Below are 26,686 nucleotides of genomic sequence, written 5' to 3'. Positions count from 1 at the left end.
TTCGGGCATCCTTCTCATCATGATTGAAGTGAGGGGACTGACAAAGACCTTCGGTGCGACGAAGGCGGTGGACAACCTGACGTTCAACGTGAAGCCGGGTATGGTCACCGGCTTCCTCGGCCCGAACGGTGCAGGCAAATCGACGACGATGCGCATGATCCTCGGGTTGGACCGCCCCACGGCGGGCAGCGCGTTGATCGACGGCAAACCGTACAGCGACCTGGTGCAGCCGCTGCGGACGGTGGGGGCACTGCTCGACGCGAAGTGGGTGCACCCCAACCGCTCGGCCCGCGCCCACCTGCAGTGGATGGCGGCGTCCAACTCGCTGCCGAAGAGCCGGGTCGACGAGGTGCTGCACCTCGTCGGGCTCACCGAGGTGGCCGGGAAGAAGGCAGGCGGGTTCTCGCTCGGCATGTCGCAGCGCCTGGGCCTGGCCGCCACGCTCCTCGGCGACCCGAAGGTGCTGCTGTTCGACGAGCCGGTGAACGGGCTCGACCCGGAGGGCATCGTCTGGATCCGGAAGTTCATGCAGCGCCTCGCGGCGGAGGGACGCACCGTGCTGGTGTCGAGCCACCTGCTGTCCGAGATGGCGCTCACCGCAGAACATCTGGTGGTCATCGGCCGGGGGCGTCTGATCGCCGACACCACCGTGTCCGAGTTCGTCAGCAAGTCCTCGGAATCGACGGTGCGGGTGCGGAGCCCCCAGCTGGACGCGTTGCGTAGCGCGCTCACGTCCAATGGGCTCACCGTGCGCGAGGACGGATCCGACGGGCAGCAGGCGCTCGTGGTGGTGGATTCGTCGACGGACGTCGTCGGCGGGATCGCCGGTTCGCAGGGCATCGTCCTGTACGAGTTGGCATCTCAGCGCGGATCGCTGGAGGACGCCTTCATGAAGTTGACCGGAGACGACGTGCAGTACCACGCAGAGGGCGTCGAAGATGTGATGAGGGGTGCACTGTAATGGCTGTTCTCAATGCCGAACGGATCAAGATCACGTCGACGAGGTCGCCGTGGTGGTGCACGGTCATCATCATCGTGCTGGGCCTCGGCCTCGCCGCAGTCATCGGGCTGAGCGCGAAGGCCAGCATCAACTCCTTCAACAACCAGATCGCGGACGGTAAGCAACCGGATTTCGATCCGTTCCTGCCGCAGATGTCGGACGCCGTCGGCGGTGTCTCCGGATTCGGCGTGCTGGTCCTGATGATCCTCGCGGCACTGGCCGTGACCAGCGAATACCGGTTCGGCGTCATCCGCACCACGTTCCAGGCCATCCCGAACCGGGCGTCCGTCCTCATCGCGAAGGCGGGCCTGATCGGCGCGTTCGGTGCGGTGCTGACATTCGTGCTCACGTTCGGCGCGTACGCCATCGCGAAGGCGACCGCGGGTGACGAGGCAGGAGCGGCGCTCACGCTGTCGGGTGACGACGCCTGGCGGTCGATCTACGGCGTCCCGATCTACGCGTTCCTGTGCGTGGTTCTCGCCGTCGGCGTCGGCACGCTGCTGCGCCAGTCGGCAGGCGCGATCGCCCTGCTGCTGCTGTGGCCGCTGCTGATCGAGAGCCTGTTCAACCTGTTCGGGTCGTTCGGCCAGAAGATCATGCCCTTCCTGCCGTTCCTCAACGCCAACAACTTTTTGGGGGCGCCGCAGGGGGTCGACTTCCACTGGGGCCCGTGGGGCAGCCTGGTCTACTTCGCGGTGTTCGTCTTCGTGATCTTCGGGGCCGGCCTGGTGGTCGTCAACAAGCGCGACGCCTGACACCCGATACAGTACTTTCGCCCCGTTCCTCCGCCAGGTGATCGTCGGGAGACCTGGCTGAGGGTGACGGCGGGGCGGGAGCCTGTGGGCCGGTGCGAAATCCATTCGCGCCGGCCCACAGGTGCTTCTGCGTTAGGCTCCCGACATGCGACTACGGGGAGCCTTCACAGTCGGAGTGGCCGGTGCGATGGTCTTGGCCGGGTGCTCGTCGACGAGCGAACCCGATTCGCCGCCGGTCGATGCGAGCGCTCTCGCGGCCTCGGTCACCGAGGGCGGTGTGGTGGGGCACCTGGAGCAACTGCAGACGATCGCCGAGAACAACAACGGCAACCGCGCGGCCGGAACCTCCGGCTACGACGACAGCGTCGACTACGTCGCACAGGTGCTGGAAGACAAGGGCTTCGACGTCGAGACCCCAGAGTTCGAGTTCCACAACTTCGACGTCCGGACGGAGGCGCTCAGGTCCGGCGACCGTGATTTCGAGGTGCGTGCACTGGCGTATTCGCCGTCCACCGGTCCGGACGGGATCACCGCCCGCCTGGTGCCCGCCCCCAAGGACGAGAGTCCGGGATGCGAGGTCACCGATTACGACGGCCTCGACGTGACCGGGGCGATCGTCCTCGTCAACCGCGGGGTGTGCCCGTTCGCGGCCAAGCAGCAGCTCGCGTCCGAGCGCGGCGCCGCAGGCGTGATCGTCGTCAACAACGAGGACGGGCCGATGAACGGCGGAACTCTCGGCGATCCGGACGTGGGCAAGGTACCCACGGGCGGAGTGAGCAAGGCGGACGGCGCCGCGCTCGAGCAGGCCGGGGGTGACGTCACCCTCACCCTCGACACCACCACCGAGTCGAGCACCGCTCGCAACGTCATCGCCCAGACGAAGACCGGTTCGACCGAGGACGTCGTGATGGTCGGCGCCCACCTGGACAGCGTCCCGGACGGTCCCGGGATCAACGACAACGGCACCGGCGTCGCCGCGACCCTCGAAACGGCCGTGCAACTCGGCGGTTCGCCCGACGTCGACAACGCGGTGCGCTTCGCGTTCTGGGGCGCAGAGGAGTTGGGTCTGCTCGGTTCGGAGGCCTACGTGAACAGCCTCAGCGAGGACCAGCGGAACGACATCGCGCTGTACCTGAACTTCGACATGCTCGGTTCCGAGAACGCCGGCTACCTGGCGTACGACGGCGACAACTCCGACAAAGTCGGCGAGGGGCCCGGACCGGAGGGTTCCGCGGGCATCGAGCGCACGTTCATCGAGTTCCTTAAGGGCAACGGGGTCGCCGCCGACGGCACGGACTTCGACGGCCGATCCGACTACGGTCCGTTCATCGAGCACGGCATCCCCTCGGGCGGCGTGTTCAGCGGCGCCGACGAGACGAAGACCCCCGAGCAGGCACAGAAGTGGGGCGGCACCCCGGATGTGGTGTACGACGAGAACTACCACAGCGCGACCGACACTCTCGAGAACGTGAACCGGGCCGCGCTCGCCAAGAATGCCGCCGCGGTCGCGTATGCCGTCGGGGTCTATGCGGAGTCGCTCGCCGGGCCGAACGGTGTCCCCACCGGCGCGGACCGGGAGAAGGCGCGGGCGGCGGAGTGATGTCCGATTCGACACGGGTTTGTGCATGTGACGCTGGGTTACCCTTACTCTCGTGAGCGACGACCCGGCCGAAGAGGACAGTGCCGAACTCGACGCTGCGCAGACACCGAAACGAGGCGACAAGGTTCTGGGCTGGATGGGATCGGTGAACCGGCAGCCACAGCTGATCGAAGGGCTGCGGAGGGTTCGTCGTGCGCTACCCGGCGATCCGGCGTTCGGCGATCCACTGTCGACGGCAGGCCCCGGCAGCGCACGGGCCATCGCCCGCGTCGCCGATCGCTTCCTCGACCACCAGCCGGGCGCGTCCCGCGAGATGAGCCTCGGCGCGCTGCAGGTGTGGCAGGCGCTGCTCGAGCGCACCGGACGCGGCCGGGGAACGCAGGAAGTGACCATTGTGTTCACCGACCTGGTGGGGTTCTCCAGTTGGTCGCTGCCCGCCGGTGACAGCGCCACCCTCGCCCTGCTGCGTGACGTCGCCCGAGCCGTCGAGACCCCCATCGTCGACCGCGGAGGACACGTGGTGAAACGCCTGGGGGACGGCGTGATGGCCGTCTTCCCGAGCCCGGACCGCGCGATCGACGCCGTCTTCGCCGCGCAGGAGGCTCTCGCGGAGGTGGAGGTGGACGGCTACCGCCCCCGCATGCGCGTCGGCATGCACACCGGTGTGCCCCGGCAGATCGGCAGCGACTGGCTCGGCGTGGACGTGACGATCGCGGCACGCATGATGGAACTGGGCGGCGACGGCAACGTGATGGCGTCGTCCGCCACGCTGGAGAGTCTGCAGCCGGGCACCCTCGACGAACTGGGTGTCGGCGTCAAACCGTGGCGACGCGCCTTCTTCGCCCCCGCGCCCAGCGGGGTGCCTTCCGATCTCGGTATCTGGCGGTTGCGGCTCCGCCGCCCGTGAGTACTTCTTAACCGCCGGACGTTAACAAGTACTCACGAGTGACGGAGTCGCCACAGGGGAGAGACGGGGCCGTGACCGGCGCCCAGGTCGTACGACGCCTCCAGACACTTGGTGACCCATTCCTTGCCGAACGCCACCGCATCGGGCACGGACCACCCGTGGGCGAGAGCGCTCGCGATGGCGGCCGCGAGGGTGTCGCCGCCGCCGTGATCGTTGCCGGTGTCGATACGGGGACTGCTGAACTCGAGGAACCTGTCACCGTCGAACAGCAGATCGGTGCTCGACGCCGACGTCCGGAGATGCCCGCCCTTCACGATCGACCACTTCGCCCCGAGTGCGTGCAGCGCCTCGGCGGCCCGGCGCGCGGTCGCGTCGTCCACCACCTCGATGCCGGTGATCAGCCGGATCTCGTCGAGGTTCGGGGTGACCACCGTGGCGATCGGGATCAGCGTGTTCCGCACGGCGTCCAGCGCCTCGGCGTGCAGGAGCGGATCTCCGTGCATCGACGCGCACACCGGGTCGACGACCAGCGGGACCGGTTGGTCGCGGCCGATCCCGACCTCGGTGCACACGGCGGCGACGGCCTCGATGATGGCCGTCGACGCCAGCATGCCCGTCTTCGCTGCCCCGACCCCGATGTCGTCGACGACGCACCGCACCTGCGCGGCCACCGTCTCCGGCGGAATCTCGTGGAAACCGCTGACGCCCACCGAGTTCTGCACCGTCACCGCGGCAACAGCGACGCAGGCGTGGACGCCGCACAGCGCCATCGTCCGCGAGTCGGCCTGGATCCCGGCGCCGCCGCCGGAATCGGTGCCGGCGATGGTGAGGACGCGGACGGGGGTCTGGCCGTCGGGGGTCAGGGGCAGCAGCTTCACGAAGGGGACCTTACCGATTCTCTGAGGTGACGGATTCGACGGGCAGATACACGCGACCACCTGCGTCGACGAACTCACTCGACTTCTCGGCCATGCCCGCCTCGATGGCTTCGACCGAATCGAGTCCGTGTCGCTGCGCGTATTCGCGCACGTCGGCGGAGATCCGCATCGAACAGAACTTCGGGCCGCACATCGAGCAGAAGTGGGCCGTCTTCGCCGGCTCGGCGGGCAGCGTCTCGTCGTGGAACTCCCGCGCGGTATCCGGGTCGAGGGACAGCGCGAACTGGTCGTGCCAGCGGAATTCGAACCGGGCCTTCGACAGCGCGTCGTCCCGCTCCTGCGCCCGCGGATGCTGCTTCGCGAGGTCCGCGGCGTGCGCCGCGATCTTGTACGTGATGACCCCGGTCTTGACGTCGTCCCGATTCGGCAGTCCCAGGTGTTCCTTGGGTGTCACGTAGCAGAGCATCGCGGTGCCGGCCTGCGCGATCATCGCCGCGCCGATCGCGGACGTGATGTGGTCGTACGCCGGCGCGATGTCGGTGGCGAGCGGCCCGAGGGTGTAGAACGGTGCCTCCTCGCACAACTCTTCCTCGAGGCGCACGTTCTCCACGATCTTGTGCATCGGGACGTGCCCGGGACCTTCGATCATCACTTGCACCCCATGGGATTTCGCGATCCGCGTGAGCTCGCCGAGGGTGCGCAGTTCCGCGAACTGGGCCTCGTCGTTGGCGTCCGCAATGGAGCCGGGGCGCAGGCCGTCACCGAGCGAGAACGTGACGTCGTAGCGGTGGAGGATCTCGCACAGTTCGTCGAAGTGGGTGTACAGGAACGACTCCCGATGGTGGGCCAGGCACCAGGCCGCCATGATCGAACCGCCGCGGGAGACGATGCCGGTGACGCGTTTCGCGGTCAGCGGGATGTAGCGGAGCAGCACCCCGGCGTGGACCGTCATGTAGTCGACGCCCTGCTCGCACTGCTCGATCACGGTGTCGCGGTAGATCTCCCACGTAAGTGCCGTCGGGTCTCCGTTGACCTTCTCGAGTGCCTGGTAGATCGGCACGGTTCCCACGGGCACGGGCGAATTGCGCAGGATCCATTCCCGGGTCTCGTGGATGTTCTTGCCGGTGGACAGGTCCATGATGGTGTCGGCGCCCCATCGCGTCGCCCACACCATCTTCTCGACCTCTTCCGCGATCGACGACGTGACCGCGCTGTTGCCGATGTTCGCGTTGATCTTGACTGCGAACGCCTTGCCGATGATCATCGGCTCGAGTTCGGGATGGCAGCGGTTGGCCGGGATCACGGCGCGTCCCGCCGCGACCTCGGCGCGCACCGCCTCGGGTGAAACACCCTCGCGTGCAGCGCAATACTGCATCTCGGGGGTGACGACGCCGGCGCGGGCGGCGTCGAGTTGGGTGCCCTCCCGATCGGCGATCCACGGTGCACGCAGATGCGGCAGTCCCGCTTCCAGGTCGATCGCGGCGTCCGCGTCGGTGTACGGACCCGACGTGTCGTACAGGTCGAGGTGCTCACCGTTGGTGAGGTGTACGCGCCGGACCGGCACCCGGACGTCGTCGCCCGACAGCAGGTACTGCTTGGTGCTGCCCTCGATCGGCCCCGTGGTGACGGACGTGGCTGTAGATACGTTTGTGCTCATCGATGATGCTCCCTACGCCGGCATTACCCGGACAGGTTCGACGGTCGACGGCCCTAGCCGTCCTCTCAGCCCGCTGGTGCGAGCCCCCGTGGATGTGTAGTTGTCCCACAAACTGTAACCGAGATCTCTGTGAGCAATCATTCGGGTGAAACTTGGACAGCGGTTCCCGGCATCGGTATAAAGGGTGATGAACATCACATTTCGGTTACGGCACACACCCCCAGGAGATAACCATGCTGACAGACGCGCAGGTTGTGGACGTGATCGACAACGCCGATCAGAACCGATTCGAGCTACGCCTGAGTGGTGACCTGGTCGGCATCCTCGGGTATTTCGCCTTTGCAGACGCGCCGCCCGGCGCCGGTGCCGGCGTGGGGGTGGTGGCCGCCCGGCCGCCGGGTCCGAAGGGTCGGGGGCGGCAGGCGCCGGTGGTCTCGTTCATGCACACGGTGATCGTGGAGGACTTCGGCCACCGCGGACTCGCCGCCCTCATGGTGGGTCGCTCCCTCGACCTCGCCCGCGGTTACGGCTGGAAGGTCCGGCCCGTGTGCACGTACGTGCAGCGCTTCGTCTCGGCGCACCCCGAGTACCGCGATCTCGTCGTCCCGGTGGAGGGCTGACGACGGTCGGGGCACGAATCGGGCACTCGTCGGCAACGAAACGGTTCCGGGGGCGGCGAGTCTGCTCGCGAGGATGCCGCCTTGCTGATTCCATGAGTGGCATGGATCACACTTCGAACAGTTCCGGGTCGTCCGGGAACATCACGGCCGCTGAGGCTCGCGTGCTCGACAACCCTGCCCACGAACGATTCGATCTGTGGCTCGGGGACGAGTTGGTCGGCATCCTCGGCTATCGGGACGAGGACGACATTCCCGGATTCACCGCGAAGCCGGGCGAGGTGGTCGCGTTCATGCACACGGTCGTCAAGGAAGAGTTCGGGGGGCAAGGGCTGGCCGCAATCCTCGTGGGCGAGGCGTTGAGCTCGGCGCGTCGGCGTGGCTGGAAAGTGCGCCCCATCTGCACGTATGTCCAGCGCTACCTGGCGCTGCATCCGGAGCATCTCGACGTTCTGGTTGCCGAGTAGCCCTACTTTCGAGAGCACTGCTCTTGCCATCTGCGACTCCGCTGTGAATACTGCTCTGTATAGAGAGCGGTGCTCACATTCGAGGGAGTCGTCATGGCCGTGTCGGATCGGATCGAGAGTCGTACCGGGGTCGCACGGATCTGCGCCGCGGCGCTGTTCGCCCTCGCCGGTGTCCTGTTCGTCGTCTACCCCGTGGTGCGTCCCTACGCGGCGGGTGGGGCGCCGGACGGACGGGCCGAGTTCGCCTCACCGTGGTGGCTCGTCGCTCACCTCGCCGCCGTCGGCGGGTTCATCGCGTTCGGGCTTGCGCTCGTCGCGCTCAGCGGACTGCTGAATGGGACGGGTGGCGAACGAGCGGCGGTGGTCGCAGTGGCGGCGTCGTGGATCGGGACAGGGCTGACGCTGCCCTACTACGGTGCCGAAACGTTCGCGCTGCACGCCCTGGGCGGCAGCGGCCTGGACGAGGGGGCCGTCACGACCCTCGCCGAGGGCGTGCGGATGGGGGCGGCGCAGGCGACGCTGTTCGCCGCAGGACTGCTACTCGTCGCGGTCGGCGCGTCGGCGGCCGCCGTGGCGATCGCCCGATCCCGGCTGCTCGCGGGCTGGGCGGGGATCCCGATGGCGGTGGGGTTCGCACTGTTCATCCCGCAGTTCTACGTCGACGCCCCATTGCGCATCGGGCACGGTGTGCTCATCGGGTTCGGGTGCGCGGTCGTGGCGCTCGGTGTGCTGCGTTCTCAGTCGCCGAGGTCGACGATGACCGGCGCATGATCGCTGGCGCCCTTGCCCTTGCGTTCGTTGCGGTCGATCTCGGCCTTGTCGACACGGCCGGCGAGGGCAGGCGATCCCAGCACGAAGTCGATGCGCATTCCCTGCTTCTTCGGGAACCGCAACTGGGTGTAATCCCAGTAGGTGTAGACGCCGGGGCCGGGGGTGTGCGGCCGGACGACGTCGGCGAATCCGGATTCGATGAATGCCTGGAAGGCCTCACGCTCGGGGACGGACGTGTGCGTCTTGCCCTCGAACAGCGCCGGATCCCAGACGTCCTCGTCGGTGGGGGCCACGTTCCAGTCGCCGACCAATGCGATCTGCGCGTCCGGGTTCTGCCCCAGCCACCCGACCGCATCGGTGTGCAACTTCGCCAGCCAGTCGAGCTTGTACGTGTAGTGCGGATCGGCCAGCTCACGGCCGTTGGGGACGTACAGGCTCCAGATGCGGACGCCGTTGCACGTGGCGCCGATGGCGCGGGCTTCCTGCGCGGGCGCGACCTCGGGGTCCTTGTGGAAACCGGGCTGATCCTCGAACCCGATCTGCACGTCGTCGAGACCCACGCGGGACGCGATCGCGACGCCGTTCCACTGGCTGAGGCCCACGTGCGCGACCTTGTAGCCCAGTTCGCGGAAACGCTCGTACGGGAACTGCTCGTCCTTGCACTTGGTTTCCTGCATCGCCAGCACGTCGACGTCGGACCGCTGGAGCCAGTCCAGGATCCGGTCGGTACGGGCACGAACAGAGTTCACGTTCCAGGTTGCGATGCGCACGGCAGCCACCCTAGCGGCACTCTCCGACAGGTCGTCAGCCGACAGGTTCGGTGGCGTAGCGGTACCGGTGGTGGGCCACGAAGCCGAGGTTGCGGTACATCGCCTGGGCGCCCTCGTTCTCGACGGCGACCTGCAGACACGCGTGGGTCGCGCCGTGTTCGCGTCCCCAGTTGATCATGTCGCCGCAGATGAGGCTGCCGATTCCGTGGCGGCGGTGAGCCTCCGCGACCTCGACCGCGGTGAGCCCGACCCACCGGCGGTCGTCGGGCGCGGACGTGACGGATCCGCGGGCGACGGCCAGCAGCGTCGAGTCGGCGGCGCCGATCCGGCCGAACCCGAGAGTGCCGCCGCGGACCGAATCCAGCACGTCGACCGCGAAGTCGGGGAGCGCGGACCCGCGGTAGCGATAGAGGGCGAGCCAGTCCGGATCGGGGTGATCGGTGACCGTGGTGGTGCGTGGGCCCTCGGGCAACGCCAGGTTGTCGATGTCGGCTGCCATCACGACCACTTCGTCGCTGACGTTCCAGCCGAGCGGTACCTCGCCCAGCCGGTCGGGAATCAGCAACCGCAGCGGGCGGTCGCGCTCGGCGTACCACTCGCGCAGACGGTCGAGCGTGCCGCCCGGGGAGGCGTCCTCCAGGCTGCCGACCGACCCACGGTCGCCGAGCGGGGCCGCCGAGTTGGCGCGTCCGGTGAAGCCGTGACCGTACCGGGCGAGCCACCCGTCGATCCACGCGTGCTCGACGCCCGGCCAGCCGTCGGCCGAGGCCAGTTCGAGGGACCGGATCTCGCTCGCGCGCACCGGTCGCGCGGGGACGGCCTTCAGCGCGATCACCCGCTCCGGATCCACCTCGACCACGGAGCCGTCCGCGGCGCGGACGACCACCGCCGGTTCGACGCTCTCCAGCACCCCGATGACGTCGGTCATCGGATGGCTGTGGCCGGGTGGCAGCTGATATCGCAGCACTACTCGGCTTCCGAGCGGAATGTCAGTCGTCATGCCCGAAGGGGTCTTCGACCGTTCCCGGCACCCAGCTGAGGCCGGGAACGCCCCAGCCGGCACGCTTGATGGTCTTCTTGGCGGCGCGTGCGTTGCGGCCCACCAGCATGTCGACGTAGAGGAAGCCGTCGAGGTGACCGACCTCGTGCTGCAGCATGCGTGCGAAGAAGCCGTGTCCCTCGATCTCGACGGCGTTGCCGTCGGCGTCGGTGCCGGTGACCTTCGCCCACTCGGCCCGTCCGGTGGGGAACTGCTCGCCCGGCACCGACAGGCAGCCCTCGACGTCGTCGTCCGGATCCGGCATGGTCTCGGGTCGTTCCGACGTTTCGAGGACCGGGTTGACGACGCAACCCCGGCGGCGGAGTGCCGTGCCGTTCCCGTCGACGTCCGGGCAGTCGTAGACGAACAACCGCAGCGGCAGGCCGACCTGGTTGGCGGCGAGCCCGACGCCGTTGGCGGCGTCCATCGTGTCGTACATGTCGGCGATGATCTCAGCGAGTTCCGCAGGTGACTGGGACACTGCCTCGGTCGGTTCGTGCAATACCGGGTCGCCCACGATCCGGATGGGGAGGATGGCCATGGTCGTCAAGGATAGTGCGGCGCGCCCGAGCCGTTCGCACTGCCCGCGGCGTTCGTCATGGTTGAATAGTCGCTGAAGAACAGTGGTGTAATTCGTTGCTCGGTCGGCCACGCGATCGAGGAGCCGGGGGAACGTGGTTTCGCTGAGGTCGAGCGAGAGCTAGTAGTCGAGGAGTGAGATGGACGGCGCAACAGCGCGTAGTCGGAACCAGTCCGAGCGCACCGACGGCGACAACTCGGCAGGGGTCAAGGACGTCGGTGACGACGGCCTCTCGCGTCGGGAGCACGACATCTTGTCCTTCGAGCGCCAATGGTGGAAGTACGCCGGCGCGAAGGAAGAAGCGATCAAAGAGCTGTTCGACATGTCCGCCACCAGGTACTACCAGGTTCTCAACGCACTGGTGGACCGGCCGGAGGCACTCGCAGCCGACCCGATGCTCGTGAAGCGCCTGCGACGGCTGCGCGCGAGCAGGCAGAAGGCCCGCGCCGCCCGCCGCCTCGGGTTCGACGTCACGTAGCACCCGGTCGCTAAGGTCGACATCGTGAGTACTCCGAAACCCGAATCGTCCGGCCCGCCGTTACGTGCCCTCGCGATGGTGCTGATCGCCCTCGCGATTCTGTTCGCGGGTCTCGGGTTCGCCTCCCTCGGAGGTTCGGACTCGGAGGAGACCGCCGCCACCGTCACCACCACGGCGGCTGCCACGACCACCGCCGCCGTGCGTCCGACGACGGCTGCCGGAGCCGCGGGCGCCACCTCGACGCCCGCGGCGAGCACCACGTCCGGTGCCTCGAGTACCTCGAAGTCCGCCGACGCGGCGTCGGTCCCGGTGCGGGTGCTCAACAACAGCAATGTCACCGGTCTCGCGAGCCAGACGGCCACCGAACTGATGTCCTCGGGGTGGACGGTGTCGGAAACCGGCAACTACAGCGACGGCACCATCTCCGAAACCACTGTGTACTACGGGACTTCCGCCGCCGAGAAGGAAGCGGCGACGGAGATCGCCGCGCAACTCGGGGTGTCGGCCCAGCCGCGGTTCCCGGGTATCGCCAATTCGTCCGCCGGTGTGATCGTCATCGTCACGTCCGCGCAGTAGACCGGACGGTCGGTGCACCATCGCCGCGGTTATGATCAGATGCACTTCTTCGCCACCTCAAAGGAGCGGTTTGATGGCCTCGAGTTCTACCCGTCGGATTTCCTGGCGCATTGTCACCCCGGTGGTGGCCATTGCAGCACTCGGACTGACCGCCTGCAGTAACAACGAGGAGCCGACCGACGTTCCCGGCACTACTCCTCCCGTCTGGACCGGCGCCGCCGATCCCAGTGCTGCAGGCGTTCCCGGCGACGCCGAGAGCGGTTCCAGTGAGTCCGCGGAGAGCGGCGCGGTCAGCGCGACGCTGAAGAACGCCGAGGGCGAAGACGTGGGCACCGCAACGTTCAAGCAGGCAGGCAGCCACGTCGAGGTCACCGTTTCCGTCAAGGATCAGACGCCCGGCTTCCATGGTTTCCACGTGCACTCCGTCGGCAAGTGTGAGACGAACTCCGTGGCACCGACCGGGGGTGCGCCCGGAAACTTCCTGTCCGCCGGCGGGCACTTCCAGGCCGAAGGCCACTCGGGGCACCCCGCGAGCGGTGACCTCACCTCGCTGCAGGTTCTGGCCGACGGCACGGCCGAGTTGGTCACCACCACCGACGCCTTCACGGTCGAGGACCTGAAGAACGGCGACAGCGGCACCGCGGTCATGATCCACTCGGGTTCCGACAATTTCGCCAACATCCCCACCCGTTACGCACCCGCCCCCGATCAGGAAACCCTGAACACCGGGGACGCGGGTTCCCGGGTGGCCTGCGGTGTCATCGGCGCCAGCTGAGTCGCGTGACATCCCGGCTTCGGCCGGGATGCCGGTGCGCTGCCGCGCACTGCGGCCTGTGGTTGGATCGAAACCGTGGTAGTTCCCTTTCCCGGTTCGCCGCGGCCGACTCTGGGCGTCGAGTGGGAGATCGCGCTGGTCGACAGGGTCACGCGGGATCTCTCCAACACGGCCGCGGAGGTATTCGACGCGGTGGCGAATCTCGCCGGTCCCGAGGATCCGCGGATCACCAAGGAGTTACTGCGCAACACCGTCGAACTCGTCACCGGTATCCACTCCACCGTCGGTGAGGCGATGGACGACCTCGATGAGTCGCTCGACCTGTTGCGGCGGGCGGCGAACCCGCTCGGCGTCGATCTCATCTGCGCGGGAACGCACCCGTTCGCGCAATGGTCGACCCAATTGGTCACGCGCACACCGGATTACGACGAGCTGATCGAACGCACCCAGTGGTGGGGCCGTCAGATGCTCATCTGGGGTGTGCACGTCCACGTCGGTGTGTCCTCGCCGCAGAAGGTGTTCCCGATCCTCAATGCGCTGCTGCAGCGGTACCCGCACCTGCTCGCGCTGTCCGCGTCCTCACCGATGTGGGCCGGCGTCAACACGGGGTACGCGAGTAATCGTGCGCTGATGTTCCAGCAGCTCCCCACCGCGGGGCTGCCGTACCAGTTCGCGAACTGGGGGCAGTACGAGGATTTCATCAGCGACCAGATGAAGACCGGTGTGATCACCAAGGTCGGTGGGATGCACTGGGACATCCGGCCGGCGCCACGGTGGGGCACCATCGAGGTCCGCGTCTTCGACGGCATCTCCACCCGCGCCGAACTCAGTTCGCTCGTCGCGCTCGTGCACTGCCTGATCGTCGACCTGGACCGGCGTTTCGAGGCAGGTGAGAATCTGCCCAACCTGCAGCCGTGGCACGTGAAGGAAAACAAGTGGCGGGCCGCGCGGTACGGGCTCGACGCCGAGATCATTCTCGACCAGGACAGCAACGAGCGCCTCGTCACCGACGACCTGAACGACCTGCTCGAGAAGCTGGCCCCGACCGCTGTGCGTCTCGGCTGCGCGGACGAACTGGCCGCCGTGGCCGAGATTCCCCGTCGTGGCGCTTCCTACCAGCGGCAACGTCAAGTCGCGGAGGCGACCGGCGGTGACCTGGTGGCCGTGGTCGATGCGCTGGTGAAAGAGCTCGGGACCTGAAGGACGGTCTCGGGCAGGACACTCGTCCACTTCCCGTTCACGTGTTGTTTACACTTGGCGGGTGTCGATCGACGATGTTGCCGTTGTACGGCCGGGTGGGCCCGTCGATCGATCCCGCATGTTCGCGGCGGGCGGGGCGCTCGGGGTGGCGATCCTGCTGGTGGTCGTCCAATTGGTCGCGTCCACACAGGGTTTCCAAGGCCCCCTCGAAAGCCTGTTCCACGACTATGTCCTGACCCCCAAGTCGGCGTCCGTCCCGTGGGCAGGCCTCGCGCTCGCGATGGTCGGGCTCACCAATCGCCAGCGCGTCGTGGCACTCTCCGCCGCGGCCGGTATCGATGTCGTGGTCGCCGCGGTGCGCTATCTGTCCGGTGGCCCGCTGACCGTCGGCAACGGCGCGACCTGGGTACTCACGGCGGTGGGCGTGTATGCGGCGGTCCGATGGACCGGCGACCAGCGGCGCAGCGCCCTCAAGGGTGTCGGACTTGGTGCGCTGCTGATTCTCGCGACCAAATTCGGTGACGCCTGGCTGCAGGTCACGATCATGGCCGGGCCGATGATCCTCGACGAATACGCGCAACTGGCCGATCACGCGCTGGGCAGCCCCTCGTGGCACCTGGGGCAGTTCGTCGACGCCCTCGGACCCGTCGGCTACGGCATCCTCCACTGGGTCTACATCGAACTGCCGGTCGCGGCCATCGCGGTGGCCGTCTACCAACTGCGGAACGGCTGGCCGTCGCACTACCTGGTCCGCACGTTCCTGTTGATCGGTCTCATCGGTCCCGTCTTCTACGTGCTGTTCCCGGTGGTCGGTCCGATCTTCGCGTTCGGCACCGAGGGGCAGGGGTTCCAGGTCAGCGACTACTGGCCCAACCTCGTCCCGACACCCGACTTCGCGCCCGAACCGATGTCGTTCGACTCGGCGACCCCCCGCAACTGCATGCCGAGCCTGCACACGGCGTGGGCTCTCGCCCTGTTCATCCACTCCCGGCAGGGCGCCTGGTGGCTGCGGCTCGGTGGCACGTTCTGGCTGGTGTGCACGCTGACGGCGACCCTCGGGTTCGGCTACCACTACGGCGTCGACCTGGTCGCCGGAGCCGTCCTGTGCCTGACCATCGAATCCGCGTTGCGCGACCCCGAACGGGGGTGGGGCTGGTTCCGGGTCCGCCTCGTCGGAGGCGGCGCGCTGGTGCTGGCCGGACTGCTGCTCAGCTACCGCTACCTCGCGGTGCCGATGGGCCGATTCCCCGAGGTGTCCGGACCACTCGTCCTCGGTGCCCTCGCCGCGATGAGCCTCGGGTTCTACGCGACGTTCTTCGCCCGGCCCGACACCGCACTCGCACGGTGGGGCAGCGGCGCCAAGGCAGCGGTCACGGACGTTCTGGCGGCTCCAACTCGTTGATCATCAACAGCCCGTCCTGATCTCGCTGCTCCCGGTACGCCACCCGGCCGACGCTGTGCGCGATGACCGGCGCGGTGAACAGGGTGAAGATGCCGACGAGGATCAGCATCCAGATGTCGACGTTGCCACGCAGTTCGAGGACGGCGCCCGCGAGAACCATGATGAGACCGACCACCTGCGGTTTGGTGGCGGCGTGCATGCGGCGCAGGGTGTCCGGGAATCGGACGATGGCGATGGCGGCCGTCAGCGCGAGCAGCGAGCCGCACAGCATGAGCGTGGCCCCGATGACGTTCAGCACGGTGGTCACGACTTGTCACTCACCCGGAACCGGGCCACCGACACCGAACCGATGAACCCCACCAACGACAGCGCGACGATGGCGGGCACGATCGTCGTGTCGCCGGTGTACGCGGCCCACACGGCGAGCCCGCACATCGCGAGCGCGATCAGGGTGTCGAGGGCGACGAGGCGATCCAGCGAGTTGGGCCCGTCGAGCAGCCGGAACGTCGTCAGAACCCCGGCGACGACCAGGACGATTCCGGAGATGACCGATACGACTGTCATGAGCTGCCCTCCTGAGTGGGGTCGTCGTAGTGCAGGTCGCGGTTGTGCCAGGGGCTCGGTTTCCAGTCGGAGTCGCGTTCGAACGCCTCGATGAACAACCGTTCCAACTGCGCGACCGTGCGGTAGAACTGGCTGACCGCCTTCTGCGAACCTATGTCCAGGACGTGCACGTAGACGATCCGCCGTACCTGGTCGATTTCGAGGACCATGGTGCCCGGAATCAGGTTCAGTACGTCGATGCACAGGGTCAGGACGAGGTCGGACTTGATCCCCAGCTGGTAGCGCAGGACCCCGGTGACGGGCGGCGGCCCGGGCCGGAGTGCGAGATAGGCGATCTGGAGGCTCGACTGGAGCGAGTAGTACACGAACATGACTGCCAGCCGGAGCAGTGGCAGGACGTGCACCCGGCCCTCCACGGGCACCCGCGGCAGCGGCATGAGCACCATGATGAGCGCGCCGACGGCGAGCCCGCCGAGGCTGTTGCCCCAGCTGACGTTGCCCCACAACAGGATCCACACCGCCATCAGCCACAGCAGCGCGCCGAACTGGAGAAGTCTCTCGCGTTTCATCGCGGTGCCTCCTGCGCTTCGCCGCCGGGGTGACCGCCGAGGACGGCGTCGATGTAGATGGACCGGTTCTGCAGATCGCTCGCCGCGCGATCGCTGATCTGGATGATCTGGCCGGCGAACACCGTCATCGCCAGCCCCACGGCGACGAGGGCGACGGTGGGGATGAGCATCATCGCGGGGATACGGCCCACGTCGGCGCGGTCGTCGAACGAGATGTCGGCCTCGGACTCGTCGAGCAGCGCCGACGGGCTGACGTCCGCGAGGTCACCCTCGGGGGCGTCGGCGCGCGCCCGCCAGAACGCCTTGGTCCACACACGTGCGACGACGTACAGCGTGAGGAGGCTGGTGAGGGTTCCGCCCGCGACGAGGATCCACGCCAGCACGCTCGCATCCGCCGAGCCGGCCTGCAACAGCGCGACCTTGCCGATGAACCCGGAGAACGGGGGGATACCACCGAGGTTGAGGGCCGGGACGAGGAACACGATGGCCAGGACGGGGCTCGCCGCGGCGAGCCCGCCGAGCCGTCGCAACGACGACGATCCGGCCTGGCGTTCGATCAGACCGACCACCAGGAACAGCGTGGTCTGCACGAGAATGTGGTGGGCCACGTAGTAGATGGCACCCGACAGCCCCGACTGTGTGGACAGCGCGACACCGAACACCATGTACCCGATGTGGCTGACCAGGGTGAACGACAGCAGACGTTTGATGTCGCTCTGCGCGATCGCACCGAGGATGCCGACGAGCATCGTCAGGAGGCCGCACACCATGAGCACGTTGTCGAGTTCGCCCTCCGGGAAGAGCAGCGTGTGCGCGCGGATGATCGCGTACACACCCACCTTGGTGAGCAGGCCGGCGAACACCGCGGTGACGGGCGCGGGCGCGGTGGGGTAGGAGTCGGGCAGCCACGTCGACAGCGGGAACACCGCCGCCTTGATGCCGAACGCCACGAGCAGCACACCGAAGATGGCGGTGCGCGTTCCGGACGGGATGCCGTCGAGGCGGGTGGCCATGTCGGCGAGGTTGAGCGTTCCGGTGGCTGCGTAGGCGAACGCGATGCCCGCCAGGAAGATCAGCGACGACACCATCGACACCATCACGTACGACACGCCCGCACGGACACGGTCTGCGCTCGCACCGAGCGTCAGCAGGACGAAGCTGGCGGCGAGGAGCACCTCGAAGCCGACGTACAGATTGAACAGGTCGCCCGCCAGGAACGCGTTGGAGATGCCCGCCGTCAGCGCCAGATACGTCGGCAGGAAGATCGAGACGGGCTGGTCCTCACTGCCGTCGCGGATACCCTGACCCACGGCGTACGCCATGACGGCGAGCAGCACGATCGACGAGACCACCAGCATCATCGCGGACAGCCGGTCGACCACCAGCGTGATGCCGATCGGTGAATCCCAGCCACCCACCTGAATGGCTGTCGTCCCGTCGCGGTCGGCCAGGAACAGCAGCAGTCCCGACACGACGAGAACACCGATCAACGCGACGAGCGTGATGATCCGCTGGGCACGCGGACGCCGGCCGAGCACCAGCGTGGCCGCGGCGGCGAGCATCGGGACGAGGACGGGCAGCGGCGCGAGGGCCGTGATGATGTGCGGGGAAATGGTCACGACCTCTCCCCGATCCCGGCCTTGTCGGCGTCCTCGTCGTCGTCGAAGTCACCCTCGTGCAGGTCCTCGTAGCATTCGAGGTCCTCGAGGTTCTTCAGCTCTTCCAGGGGAATAGGGTTTCCGTCCTTGTCGAATGCGTCGCCGCTGAAACTCGGCTCGCCGGTGACCGGGTCGTCGGAGCGGTCCCGGTCGGGTGCCTCGGCGGGCGACCGGCGCCGCAGGACCCTGGTGTCCTCGGGGTCGTTCTCGACGGCGTCCTGCGTGGTGATCTTGAACGACCGGTACGCGAGCGCGAGCACGAAACCGGCGATGCCCATCGTGATGACGATCGCGGTCAGGATCATCGCCTGAGCCAGCGGGTCGGCCATCGACTCGTGGATGGACTCACGGCCGACGATGGGCGGATTGCCGTCCGAACCGCCGGACGTGAGGATCAGGAGGTTGATGCCGTTGCCGAACAGCAGCAGTCCCAGCAGCATGCGGGTGATACTGCGCTCGATGAGCAGGTAGACGCCCGCCGACACCAGGACGCCGATGATGACGAGAAATCCGATGTTCGCGCTCATCGCTGGTTCACCTCGATCTGTGCGTCGAGACGTGCTCCGAGACTGCGGAGCACGTCGAGTACGAGCCCGACCACGATGAGATACACACCCAGGTCGAAGAACAGGGCGGTGACCATCTTGACGTGGCCGACCAGCGGCAGCGTCACCTCGAACACCGCGGAGGAGAGAGCCGGGGCGCCGAGGAACAGCGACGCCAGCGCGGTGCCCGCCGCAAGTGTGAGTCCGAGGCCCAGGATCTTGCCCGCGTCGATCGGGACGGTTTCGCCGAGTTCGTACCGTCCACCCGCGAGGTACCGCAGGACCAGCGCGAGACCGGCGGTGAGGCCGCCGGCGAACCCGCCACCCGGCGCGTTGTGACCGGCGAAGAAGAAGTAGACCGACAACACCATGATGGTCGGGAAGATCAGCCGGGTCGTCACCTCGAGGACCAGGGACCGGTGTTTCGGGTCGATGAGGTCGCCGCCGAGCAGCCACGTCGTCTCGGAATGCGACGCCGACGAATCGGCCGTGACCGCGGGGGCGTCGGACACCCGGGGTGCGCTGCCGAAGCGGCGGTTGCGGAACACCAGGCTCGCGACACCCGTGGCCGCCACCAGCAGCACCGAGATCTCACCGAGCGTATCCCAGGCACGGATGTCGACGAGCAGGACGTTGACGACGTTCTTGCCGTTGCCGAGGTAGTACGCCGCGTCGGGGAGTCGCTCGTAGATCGGCACCGAGTTCCGCGCGTTGATGGCGTACGCGCCGATCGTGGTGATGGTGGCACCGACCGCGACCGCCAGCAGCGCCCGCGGAATCTTGAATCCGATCGCCCGGCGCTCGTCCACCTCGGCGGGCAGTTTCCGGAACACGAGAACGAAGATGACGAGGGTCAGCGTCTCCACCAGGAACTGGGTGAGCGCGAGGTCGGGGGCACCGTGGAGGGCGAACAGCACACCGCAGCCGTAGCCGCTGAGACCGACGAGGATCACGCTGGCCAGACGGTTGCGCATCACCGTCGCGGCGAGCGCGGCCGCGACCATCATCAGCCCGATCACGAACTGCACCGGCGAATCCCACAACCGGACGTCGGCGCCCGTATTCGTGCCGACGACGAGCAGCACCAGCGGCACCACCACGAGGGTGCCGAGGATGGTCGCCTGGGTCAGCGGGAGCGAACCGCGCTGGGTGGCGCCGGTCAGCCGCATCGACAAGGCGTCCATGCCGCGCAGCGTCGCGTCGTAGATGCGGTCGGCGTTGCCGAGCGGCGGATGCTCGAACCGCAACCGGTTGACCCAGCGCTGCGCCACGAAGAGCGCGGTGCCGACGGCGAACACCAGCAGGGTGAGCAGCAGGGCGGTGTTCACGCCGTGCCACAGTGCGAGGTGGTAGTCGGAGACGCCCTCGGCGGGCAGGGTCTGCGAGTACGGCGTCAGAAGCTTCTCGAGCTGCGGCGCCACGAGTCCCGCCGCCAGGCTCAGTACGGACAGAACGGCGGGCGCGGCGAGAAACAACGGTCCCGGTGCGTGCATGCCCTGCACGGCCGGGCTCGGCCGCGCGAGCCGCTTGCGACCGAAGGCGCCCCACATGAACCGCACGCTGTAGGCGAGCGTCAGGATCGAACCGAACACCACGACGCCGACGGTGACGATCCGCGCCGGGTCGGCGAGGACGGTCGTGCTCAACAGGGAGTCGAATGCGGCTTCTTTTCCGATGAACCCGAGGAACGGGGGAAGCCCGGCCATGCTCGCCGCGGCCAGCGCGGCGACGACCATCAGAGCGGGAGCACGGTCACCGAGGTGCGCAAGTTTGCGGATGTCGCGGGTGCCCGTCGTGTGGTCGATGATCCCGACCACCATGAACAGCGCGGCCTTGAACATCGCGTGGGCGACGACCATCGTCATGCCGGCGAGCGCGGCGTCGCGGGTGCCGAGGCCGACGAGGACCATCATGAAACCGAGCTGGCTGACGGTGCCGAACGCGAGCACCAGTTTGAGGTCGAAGGCACGCATCGCCCGCCACCCGGCGAGGACCATCGTCAGCAGACCGAGCGTGATGATCGTGAACCGCCAGGGCGCCGAGTCGGCGAAACCGGGCGACAGTCTGGCGACGAGATAGATGCCGGCCTTCACCATGGCCGCGGCGTGTAGGTAGCCGCTGACCGGGGTCGGGGCGGCCATCGCTCCGGGCAGCCAGAAATGCAGCGGCACGATCGCGGATTTCGACAGGGCACCGATCAGGACAAGCACGACGGCGACACCGGCGAGCCAGCCGCGAGGTGCGATCTCGATCAGTTCGGACAGGTTGTACGTGCCACTCACCTGGCCGAGGATGATGATGCCGACCAGCATGGCCAGACCACCCGCGGTGGTGACGAGCAGCGCCTGCGTCGCCGCCCGGCGACTCGACGCGCGTTCGGCGTAATGCCCGACCAGCAGGAAGGACAGGACCGTCGTCAGTTCCCAGAATATGTACAGCAGCAACATGTTGTCGCTGGCGACGAGGCCGAACATGGCCCCGGCGAAGGCCACCATCTCGGCGGCGAAGATGCCGAGGCGGGGTTCGTCGTCGGTGAAGTAGCGCGCGCAGTAGACCAGGATGAGCGTGCCGATGCCCAGCACGAGCACCGACATGATCGCGGCGAGCGGATCGAACCAGAAGTCGAGGTCCATCGACAGGCCCGGAGCCCACTCGATGGACACGGTCTGCTCCGTGCCCCAGTTCGCGATCACCCATCCGAGCGACGCCAGCGGGACGAGGGAGAGAGGGTAGAAACCATTGCGGCCGAACTTGCGCACCACAAGCGGAGCCAGAACGGCGGCAACGGCATGGGCGAGCAGAACAGCAAGCAAAAGGCACTCCGTCGGGGGTCAGCGGGCGGCGGGGTGTCGGAACGAAACGAACCGAGTCGTGTAGACCGTTCGCTTAGCTAGCGAACTGGGCTACGGGGTACATCCTACTGGGTCGGTTATTCGGACTCACAATCGCGGCAAATCGGACTAATGGGGCGGAATGTGTTATGGGCGGCCGGCCGGACTGTTCTATCTTGTGACGGTGCCTGCCGAGATCCGAACCGCCGCGCTCGCCCACATCCGCGACCGGAAACTCCTCCAGACCCGATCGGTGGGGAAGACCGCGTTCTACATGGCAGGTGGAAAGATCGATCCGGGCGAGAACGCCGAACAGGCTCTGCACCGCGAGATCCGGGAGGAACTCGACGCCGGAATCGTCGACGGGACGCTCGAACATCTGGGGGTCTTCGAGGCGCCCGCGTACGGACACCCCGAGGGCACCGACCTGCACATGACCTGCTTCCTCGCCGAACTGAGCGCCGAGCCGCGGCCGGCGAGCGAGATCGCCGAACTGCGGTACTTCACCGTCGACGAATACGCGGCCATGCCCGACGTCGCGCCCGGTTCGATGCTCGTGTTCCGTCGGCTGCAGTCGCTCGGCCTCCTCGACTAGCTGCCTTCCGGGGTACTGCGCCGCTCGTGGACCGAGTAGACGCAGAACGCGACGACGAGCAGCATCACGAAGCCGACGAGATGGTCGGACGCGGCGGTCGAGGCAGGCGACGACGGCAGACGGTGTTCGCTGCTCGAGCCCGGGTAGACCACCCGGCTGCGGGGAACGGTGGTCGCCGCCACGAACACCAGCGACGCGAACGGCAATGCGAAACCGAGCACCGCGACGGGCGCCGACCCCGGCAGAGCGGCGGCGAGCGCGAAACCCGTGCCGCAGCCCAGCACGGCCAGCCGGATCAACAACGCGACGCCGTCGTCGCCGAAGTCGGGCCAGATTGCGGCGAGCAGCGGAACGACGGCGGCCAGGCTCAGTCCCCACTGCGGGCGCCGCCACTTCGGCGGGACCCTGACCGCCACCGCGATGCCCGCGGCAAGCGCGACGACGCCCACCGCCAGCAATGCCGTCGCGGGCGTCGTCACCCGCGGAGTCCGGAGGTCGTCGAGGACGAGCACGGCCGCGGCGGTGACACCGGTCGCGGCGAGCAGGAAGCGTCCGTCGATCCCCGGGAACCGGCGTGCGATCAGCACCGTGACCGTCAGAATCACGGCGAGCGAGAACGCGACGATCAGCCAGACCGTCAGGGGTTCGCCGAATTCCTGATCGTCGATCCATGCCCCGAGCAACCGGTTGAGCAGGGCGAGAGCCAAGGCGCCGACCAGCGCGGTCAGCAGGGTCTTCCGGTCGGGACGCTGCACCCGGAACTGCGACCGCGCCACCACCGCCGATGCGAGCGCGAGCACGAGAACTCCGATCAGCAGCCACTGCGGGGGTTCGCCGATCGCGGAGGTGCTCATACTCGCGGGCTCGACATACGCGGTGTCGCCGCGCGGTAGTCGCTGCACACTCGCGAGGAGGAACGCGCTCGCCACACCGAGAGTCGACGCCAGCTGCGAAACCCAGCGACCCCACACCGCGGCGACCGCCGCGCCCAGCAGGAACCCGGCAGTCGCGGTCTTCGCGAAGTGCAGGGCGATCAGCGTGTCGACCCCGCCGACGTCCGGCACCACCCAGCGCGCACCGATCAGGGCGAGCGCGCACGCCGCCGCCAGGAGCCACGACACCCGCCGGGAGCCGGACCGTTGCAGACCGGCGACCGCGATGACGGCGAGAACGAGAGCCACCACCACACCCGTCGGCTGGCTGCTGAGCCACCGGTCGACCTCCCGGTCGGACGCGTTGATCGTCCAGGCCCGGTTGCGGGGATTGGTGAGGACGAAACCGGCCAGTGCACCGGACGCGAGAGCAGCCGCGGCCGACAGGGGTTCCCGGAAGTCCATTCGCTCACGGTACTCGAGCGGGTAGGAATGGAAATGGCGAACCCGGCGTTGGCACCGAAGGCGTGCCCGAGAACGACTCCGATCGAATACCACCGAGGCGAGGAGCCCACCTATGACGTCGATCAACGAGAAGGCCACCACCCTGCTGGGACTGCACCAGCCCGGCAACCCCGTCATCCTGCCCACCGTGTGGGATGCCTGGTCCGCGAATCTGGCTGTGTCCGCTGGCTTTCAGGCGCTGACAGTCGGAAGCCATCCGGTATCCGACTCGATCGGCAAGCCCGACAACGAGGGGATCACGTTCGACGAGCTGCTGCACCGCATCTCGCAGATCACCGCAGCGGTGGATCTGCCGCTGTCGGTCGACATCGAATCGGGATACGGGCTCGAGCCCGCCCGTCTGATCGAAGGTCTGATCGGCGCGGGAGCCGTCGGCCTGAACATCGAGGACACGGTCCACAGCGAGGGCGGGCGTCTCCGCGAACCGCAGGAGCACGCCGACTTCGTCGGAGGGTTGCGGCAGGCGGCCGACGCTGCCGGGGTCCACGTGGTCGTGAACGCGCGCACCGACCTGTTCGTCAAGCAGGTGGGCGACGAGTCCGACCGTGTCGACCGCGCGATCGCTCGGCTGAAGCTCGCCGCAGAGGCCGGCGCCGACGTGCTGTACCCCGTGGGCCGTCACGACGACGCCACCCAGAAGCGGCTCACGTCGGAGCTGCCGCTGCCCGTCAACGCCATCGGTCTGCCCGATCAGGACGATCCGGCGAGCTTCGGGCCGCTCGGCGTCGCGCGGGTGAGCTTCGGCCCGTTCTTCCAGGCCGCCCTCGCCGCACACGCGGCCACGCTGCTCGGCCGCTGGTCCTGACCCGTGAGTACTTGTTAACCGCGGGCGGTTAACAAGTACTCACGGGCGCGTCAGCGCATAGGACTCGAGGTGCGCCACTTGCTCGGGATCGAGTGAGGGGCGCACCTTTTCGCGTGCCTCCGCCACGTCGGCGGCGGAGACGTCGGCTGCGTCGATGTTCCGGCGCATGGCGGCCAGCGCGGCTTCCCGCAGCAGCGCCGAGCAGTCGGCGGCCGAGTAGCCGTCGAGGTCGTCCGCCAGGGCGTCGAGGTCGACGTCGGCGGCGAGCGGCACCGACTTCCCGGACGTCCGCAGGATCGCGCGGCGGGCAGCACCGTCCGGCGGCGGCACGAACACCAACCGCTCCAGGCGGCCGGGCCGCAGCAACGCCGGGTCGATGAGGTCGGGCCGGTTGGTGGCGCCGACGACCACCACGTCGCGCAGCGGTTCGACGCCGTCGAGTTCGGTGAGCAGTGACGCCACCACCCGATCGGACACCCCCGAGTCGGAACTCTGACCGCGGCGCGGCGCGAGGGCATCCACCTCGTCGAGGAAGATCAGCGACGGGGCCGAATCCCGCGCCCGCTGGAACAGTTCGCGGACCGCCTTCTCGGACGCACCCACCCACTTATCCATCAGTTCGGCGCCCTTGACGGCGTGCACGCTCAGATGTCCCGAACTTGCCAGCGCCCGAACGAGATAGGTCTTGCCGCAACCGGGCGGGCCGTACAGCAGTACTCCGCGCGGGGGATCGACCCCCAGCCGGGCGAACGAATCCGGGTGCTGCAACGGCCACAGCACCGCCTCGGTCAGCGCCTGCTTGGTCTCCACCATGTCCCCGACGTCGTCGAGGGTGACACTGCCGATCGCGAGTTCCTCGCTGCCCGACCGCGACAGCGGGCGGATCACGTCGAGCGCGCCGAGCAGGTCGTCCTGGGTGAGCGCCGGGTCGACGGGTTTCCTGGCCGCGCGTGAGGCGGCACGCAGGGCCGCTTCCCGGCACAGCGCGGCGAGGTCGGCGACGACGAATCCCGGTGTGCGGGCCGCGATCGCGTCGAGGGCGATGCCGTCGGTGGGGACCTTCCGCAGAAGCAGTTCCAGCAGCGCCCGGCGGGTGGAGCCGTCGGGCAGGGTCAGGGTGAGTTCGCGGTCGCACAGGTCCTGTCCGCGCAACCTGGCGTCGACCGACTCCGGGTGCGCCGACGTCGCGACGAACGCGACCCCGACGGTGTCGACCGCGCGGCGGAGCTGTTCGACGATCAGCGCCGACACCGGCTCCGGCGTGGCGGGCAGCAGGGCATCGATGTCGGTGATCAGCAGGACGCCGCCGCTGCGGATCGCGTCGACCGCCGCGGTGACCCGCTGCAACCGTGAGTCGGCTTCCAGCGCGCCGGCACTCGGCCCGTCGAGTTCGACGACTCGGCGGGAGGCGAGCACCGCTCGGGCGAGCGTCGCCTTCCCGACGCCTGCGGGCCCGGTCACCAGGACGCCCAGATGCGGTGAGGCCCCGAGTTTGCGGAGCAGTTCGGGTTCGTCGAGCGCCAGTCCGAGCCATTCGGTGAGTTTGGCTGCCTGGGTGTGGGAACCGACCAGGTCCTCGACCGGGACCGGGGGAACTTCCTCGGCGGGCCGGACAGGCGGCGCGGGCAACCGGGACGGAGTCGCGGACACCGTCGCGCGCACACCCTCGCCCCATCCGACCGCGGTGTTGGGCTGCACGCTCACCGGACCACCGGCCGGGTCGACCCCGCTGACGGTGAGCAACTCGGATGTCCACGCGACCCCGAACGTCCGGGACAGTGCCTGCGTGGCGGGGGCGGTGCTGGTTCCGGGGCCCAGATCGCGGGGGAGCAGCGACACCGTGTCGCCGACGGTGAGGACCTTGCCGAGCAGGGCGTGACGCAGCGTGACGTCGGAGACGGAGTTGACGGCCAGGTTCGAGCCGCTGACCGTCACCGTCTTCCCGCCGTACACCGTCACCGGTGTCACGACGACCGTGCTGTTCTCGGTCAGCCCGGCGTTGGACAGGGTCACGTCGTCGAGGAGCGCAGTCCCGGTGGGCGTTCCGGACGGCGCGCGACCTGCCACCGCGGCGGTGCGGCGCGCGCCGACGAGGGCGATAGCGTCCCACTCGCGGAGGCCGAGCGCGGCCAGGGCTTCCGGATGCAGCCGGACCACACCGCGCCGGGTGTCGGCGGCCGAGGTGTTCAGTCGGACTGTGAGCGCGAGTTCCGGTGAGGTCACGTCGTCGAGCCTACGTGCGGGAGCGAA

27 protein-coding genes and 1 riboswitch are annotated in these 26,686 nt (G+C 68.1%); of the genes, 14 read left to right on the top strand and 13 right to left on the bottom strand.

All coding sequences use genetic code 11. The features are described from left to right. Positions 1 to 19 precede the first annotated feature (19 nt). From HGB39_RS13865 to HGB39_RS13850, 4 genes are all read left to right on the top strand, one after another. Complete coding sequence (locus tag HGB39_RS13865; RefSeq protein WP_043788362.1) at positions 20 to 961, top strand: ABC transporter ATP-binding protein; 942 nt, start codon at positions 20 to 22, stop codon at positions 959 to 961. Further along, positions 961 to 1,755, top strand: a complete 795-nt coding sequence (locus tag HGB39_RS13860) for an ABC transporter permease (protein WP_005265052.1) — start codon at positions 961 to 963, stop codon at positions 1,753 to 1,755. Before HGB39_RS13865 ends, HGB39_RS13860 begins: the two co-directional genes overlap by 1 nt. A 145-nt stretch (positions 1,756 to 1,900) precedes the next feature. After that, positions 1,901 to 3,355, top strand: coding sequence for a M20/M25/M40 family metallo-hydrolase (locus HGB39_RS13855; RefSeq protein WP_043788361.1), 1,455 nt, complete (start codon positions 1,901 to 1,903; stop codon positions 3,353 to 3,355). A 52-nt stretch (positions 3,356 to 3,407) separates the two neighbouring features. Then, positions 3,408 to 4,262 carry an adenylate/guanylate cyclase domain-containing protein gene (locus tag HGB39_RS13850; protein WP_005563843.1) on the top strand — a complete coding sequence of 285 codons (855 nt, stop codon included), beginning with the start codon at positions 3,408 to 3,410 and terminating at the stop codon, positions 4,260 to 4,262. A 32-nt stretch (positions 4,263 to 4,294) separates the two neighbouring features. Here the strand turns inward: HGB39_RS13850 and thiD are convergent, their stop codons facing one another. After that, positions 4,295 to 5,140 (bottom strand): bifunctional hydroxymethylpyrimidine kinase/phosphomethylpyrimidine kinase, encoded by an 846-nt coding sequence (gene thiD / locus HGB39_RS13845; RefSeq protein WP_005264402.1) that lies wholly within the window; start codon positions 5,138 to 5,140, stop codon positions 4,295 to 4,297. Positions 5,141 to 5,150: 10 nt separating this feature from the next. Beyond that, a complete protein-coding gene (gene thiC, locus HGB39_RS13840; RefSeq protein WP_005563842.1) occupies positions 5,151 to 6,797 on the bottom strand; it encodes a phosphomethylpyrimidine synthase ThiC in 1,647 nt (548 codons plus the stop codon). Further along, positions 6,790 to 6,897: riboswitch (TPP riboswitch) on the bottom strand. Its footprint overlaps the gene before it by 8 nt. A 133-nt stretch (positions 6,898 to 7,030) precedes the next feature. Between thiC and HGB39_RS13835 the strand changes: the two genes are divergently transcribed. From HGB39_RS13835 to HGB39_RS13825, 3 genes are all read left to right on the top strand, one after another. Beyond that, a complete protein-coding gene (locus HGB39_RS13835; RefSeq protein WP_005563841.1) occupies positions 7,031 to 7,417 on the top strand; it encodes a GNAT family N-acetyltransferase in 387 nt (128 codons plus the stop codon). Between the two features lie 101 nt (positions 7,418 to 7,518). Continuing rightward, on the top strand, positions 7,519 to 7,881 hold the full coding sequence (locus tag HGB39_RS13830; protein WP_005563840.1) for a GNAT family N-acetyltransferase: 363 nt from the start codon (positions 7,519 to 7,521) through the stop codon (positions 7,879 to 7,881). Positions 7,882 to 7,974: 93 nt separating this feature from the next. Beyond that, a complete protein-coding gene (locus tag HGB39_RS13825) occupies positions 7,975 to 8,652 on the top strand; it encodes a hypothetical protein (protein WP_043788360.1) in 678 nt (225 codons plus the stop codon). On the opposite strand, the gene HGB39_RS13820 is transcribed toward HGB39_RS13825, so the two are convergent. Genes HGB39_RS13820 through HGB39_RS13810 form a run of 3 tightly spaced genes read right to left on the bottom strand, consistent with a single transcriptional unit; the run spans position 8,619 to position 11,002 of the window. Then, positions 8,619 to 9,422, bottom strand: coding sequence for an exodeoxyribonuclease III (locus HGB39_RS13820; protein ID WP_005563838.1), 804 nt, complete (start codon positions 9,420 to 9,422; stop codon positions 8,619 to 8,621). The genes HGB39_RS13825 and HGB39_RS13820 overlap by 34 nt on opposite strands. A gap of 34 nt (positions 9,423 to 9,456) precedes the next feature. Then, positions 9,457 to 10,422: an N-acetylglutamate synthase, CG3035 family gene (locus HGB39_RS13815; RefSeq protein WP_005563837.1), complete on the bottom strand. Its 966-nt coding sequence runs from the start codon at positions 10,420 to 10,422 to the stop codon at positions 9,457 to 9,459. Beyond that, a complete protein-coding gene (locus tag HGB39_RS13810; protein ID WP_005251736.1) occupies positions 10,412 to 11,002 on the bottom strand; it encodes a peptide deformylase in 591 nt (196 codons plus the stop codon). Before HGB39_RS13810 ends, HGB39_RS13815 begins: the two co-directional genes overlap by 11 nt. A gap of 178 nt (positions 11,003 to 11,180) precedes the next feature. On the opposite strand from HGB39_RS13810, the gene napA reads away from it, so the two are divergent. From napA to HGB39_RS13785, 5 genes are all read left to right on the top strand, one after another. Continuing rightward, positions 11,181 to 11,519: a nucleoid-associated protein NapA gene (napA, locus tag HGB39_RS13805; RefSeq protein ID WP_005251738.1), complete on the top strand. Its 339-nt coding sequence runs from the start codon at positions 11,181 to 11,183 to the stop codon at positions 11,517 to 11,519. A gap of 24 nt (positions 11,520 to 11,543) precedes the next feature. Then, entirely contained in the window at positions 11,544 to 12,095 is a 552-nt protein-coding gene (locus HGB39_RS13800) for a LytR C-terminal domain-containing protein (protein ID WP_005563834.1), read from the top strand. Positions 12,096 to 12,168: 73 nt separating this feature from the next. Beyond that, positions 12,169 to 12,870, top strand: a complete 702-nt coding sequence (sodC, locus tag HGB39_RS13795; protein WP_005563832.1) for a superoxide dismutase[Cu-Zn] — start codon at positions 12,169 to 12,171, stop codon at positions 12,868 to 12,870. A 75-nt stretch (positions 12,871 to 12,945) separates the two neighbouring features. After that, positions 12,946 to 14,070: a glutamate--cysteine ligase gene (locus tag HGB39_RS13790; RefSeq protein ID WP_005563830.1), complete on the top strand. Its 1,125-nt coding sequence runs from the start codon at positions 12,946 to 12,948 to the stop codon at positions 14,068 to 14,070. A 118-nt stretch (positions 14,071 to 14,188) separates the two neighbouring features. Further along, positions 14,189 to 15,472 carry a phosphatase PAP2 family protein gene (locus HGB39_RS13785; RefSeq protein WP_005563827.1) on the top strand — a complete coding sequence of 428 codons (1,284 nt, stop codon included), beginning with the start codon at positions 14,189 to 14,191 and terminating at the stop codon, positions 15,470 to 15,472. On the opposite strand, the gene mnhG is transcribed toward HGB39_RS13785, so the two are convergent. Genes mnhG through HGB39_RS13755 form a run of 6 tightly spaced genes read right to left on the bottom strand, consistent with a single transcriptional unit; the run spans position 15,441 to position 21,621 of the window. Next, the gene (gene mnhG / locus HGB39_RS13780) at positions 15,441 to 15,779 is read right to left on the bottom strand and encodes a monovalent cation/H(+) antiporter subunit G (protein WP_005264391.1); all 339 of its coding nucleotides are present in this window, start codon (positions 15,777 to 15,779) and stop codon (positions 15,441 to 15,443) included. The genes HGB39_RS13785 and mnhG overlap by 32 nt on opposite strands. Next, positions 15,776 to 16,036, bottom strand: a complete 261-nt coding sequence (locus tag HGB39_RS13775) for a monovalent cation/H+ antiporter complex subunit F (RefSeq protein ID WP_005264390.1) — start codon at positions 16,034 to 16,036, stop codon at positions 15,776 to 15,778. Before HGB39_RS13775 ends, mnhG begins: the two co-directional genes overlap by 4 nt. Next, positions 16,033 to 16,605, bottom strand: coding sequence for a Na+/H+ antiporter subunit E (locus HGB39_RS13770; RefSeq protein ID WP_005563825.1), 573 nt, complete (start codon positions 16,603 to 16,605; stop codon positions 16,033 to 16,035). The genes HGB39_RS13775 and HGB39_RS13770 overlap by 4 nt, the downstream gene beginning before the upstream one ends. Then, a complete protein-coding gene (locus HGB39_RS13765) occupies positions 16,602 to 18,224 on the bottom strand; it encodes a Na+/H+ antiporter subunit D (RefSeq protein WP_005264385.1) in 1,623 nt (540 codons plus the stop codon). The genes HGB39_RS13770 and HGB39_RS13765 overlap by 4 nt, the downstream gene beginning before the upstream one ends. After that, entirely contained in the window at positions 18,221 to 18,790 is a 570-nt protein-coding gene (locus tag HGB39_RS13760) for a Na(+)/H(+) antiporter subunit C (RefSeq protein WP_005264384.1), read from the bottom strand. Before HGB39_RS13760 ends, HGB39_RS13765 begins: the two co-directional genes overlap by 4 nt. Next, complete coding sequence (locus HGB39_RS13755) at positions 18,787 to 21,621, bottom strand: Na+/H+ antiporter subunit A (RefSeq protein ID WP_005563824.1); 2,835 nt, start codon at positions 21,619 to 21,621, stop codon at positions 18,787 to 18,789. The genes HGB39_RS13760 and HGB39_RS13755 overlap by 4 nt, the downstream gene beginning before the upstream one ends. Positions 21,622 to 21,781: 160 nt before the next feature. Here HGB39_RS13755 and HGB39_RS13750 point away from each other — a divergent pair, with 160 nt between their 5' ends. Further along, positions 21,782 to 22,234: an NUDIX hydrolase gene (locus tag HGB39_RS13750; RefSeq protein WP_052023934.1), complete on the top strand. Its 453-nt coding sequence runs from the start codon at positions 21,782 to 21,784 to the stop codon at positions 22,232 to 22,234. Here the strand turns inward: HGB39_RS13750 and HGB39_RS13745 are convergent. Beyond that, on the bottom strand, positions 22,231 to 23,571 hold the full coding sequence (locus tag HGB39_RS13745; RefSeq protein ID WP_005563822.1) for a hypothetical protein: 1,341 nt from the start codon (positions 23,569 to 23,571) through the stop codon (positions 22,231 to 22,233). The genes HGB39_RS13750 and HGB39_RS13745 overlap by 4 nt on opposite strands. A gap of 112 nt (positions 23,572 to 23,683) precedes the next feature. On the opposite strand from HGB39_RS13745, the gene HGB39_RS13740 reads away from it, so the two are divergent. Next, positions 23,684 to 24,436, top strand: coding sequence for an isocitrate lyase/PEP mutase family protein (locus tag HGB39_RS13740; RefSeq protein ID WP_005264377.1), 753 nt, complete (start codon positions 23,684 to 23,686; stop codon positions 24,434 to 24,436). Between the two features lie 39 nt (positions 24,437 to 24,475). On the opposite strand, the gene HGB39_RS13735 is transcribed toward HGB39_RS13740, so the two are convergent. Continuing rightward, a complete protein-coding gene (locus tag HGB39_RS13735) occupies positions 24,476 to 26,659 on the bottom strand; it encodes an AAA family ATPase (protein WP_064080817.1) in 2,184 nt (727 codons plus the stop codon). Between the last annotated feature and the right edge of the window lie 27 nt (positions 26,660 to 26,686).

Origin of the sequence: Rhodococcus opacus, from assembly GCF_012396235.1 — a bacterium.
Classification (GTDB): domain Bacteria; phylum Actinomycetota; class Actinomycetes; order Mycobacteriales; family Mycobacteriaceae; genus Rhodococcus_F; species Rhodococcus_F opacus.
Note: the sequence above shows the minus strand (reverse complement) of the source record. Positions and strands in the feature narration are given on the sequence as shown.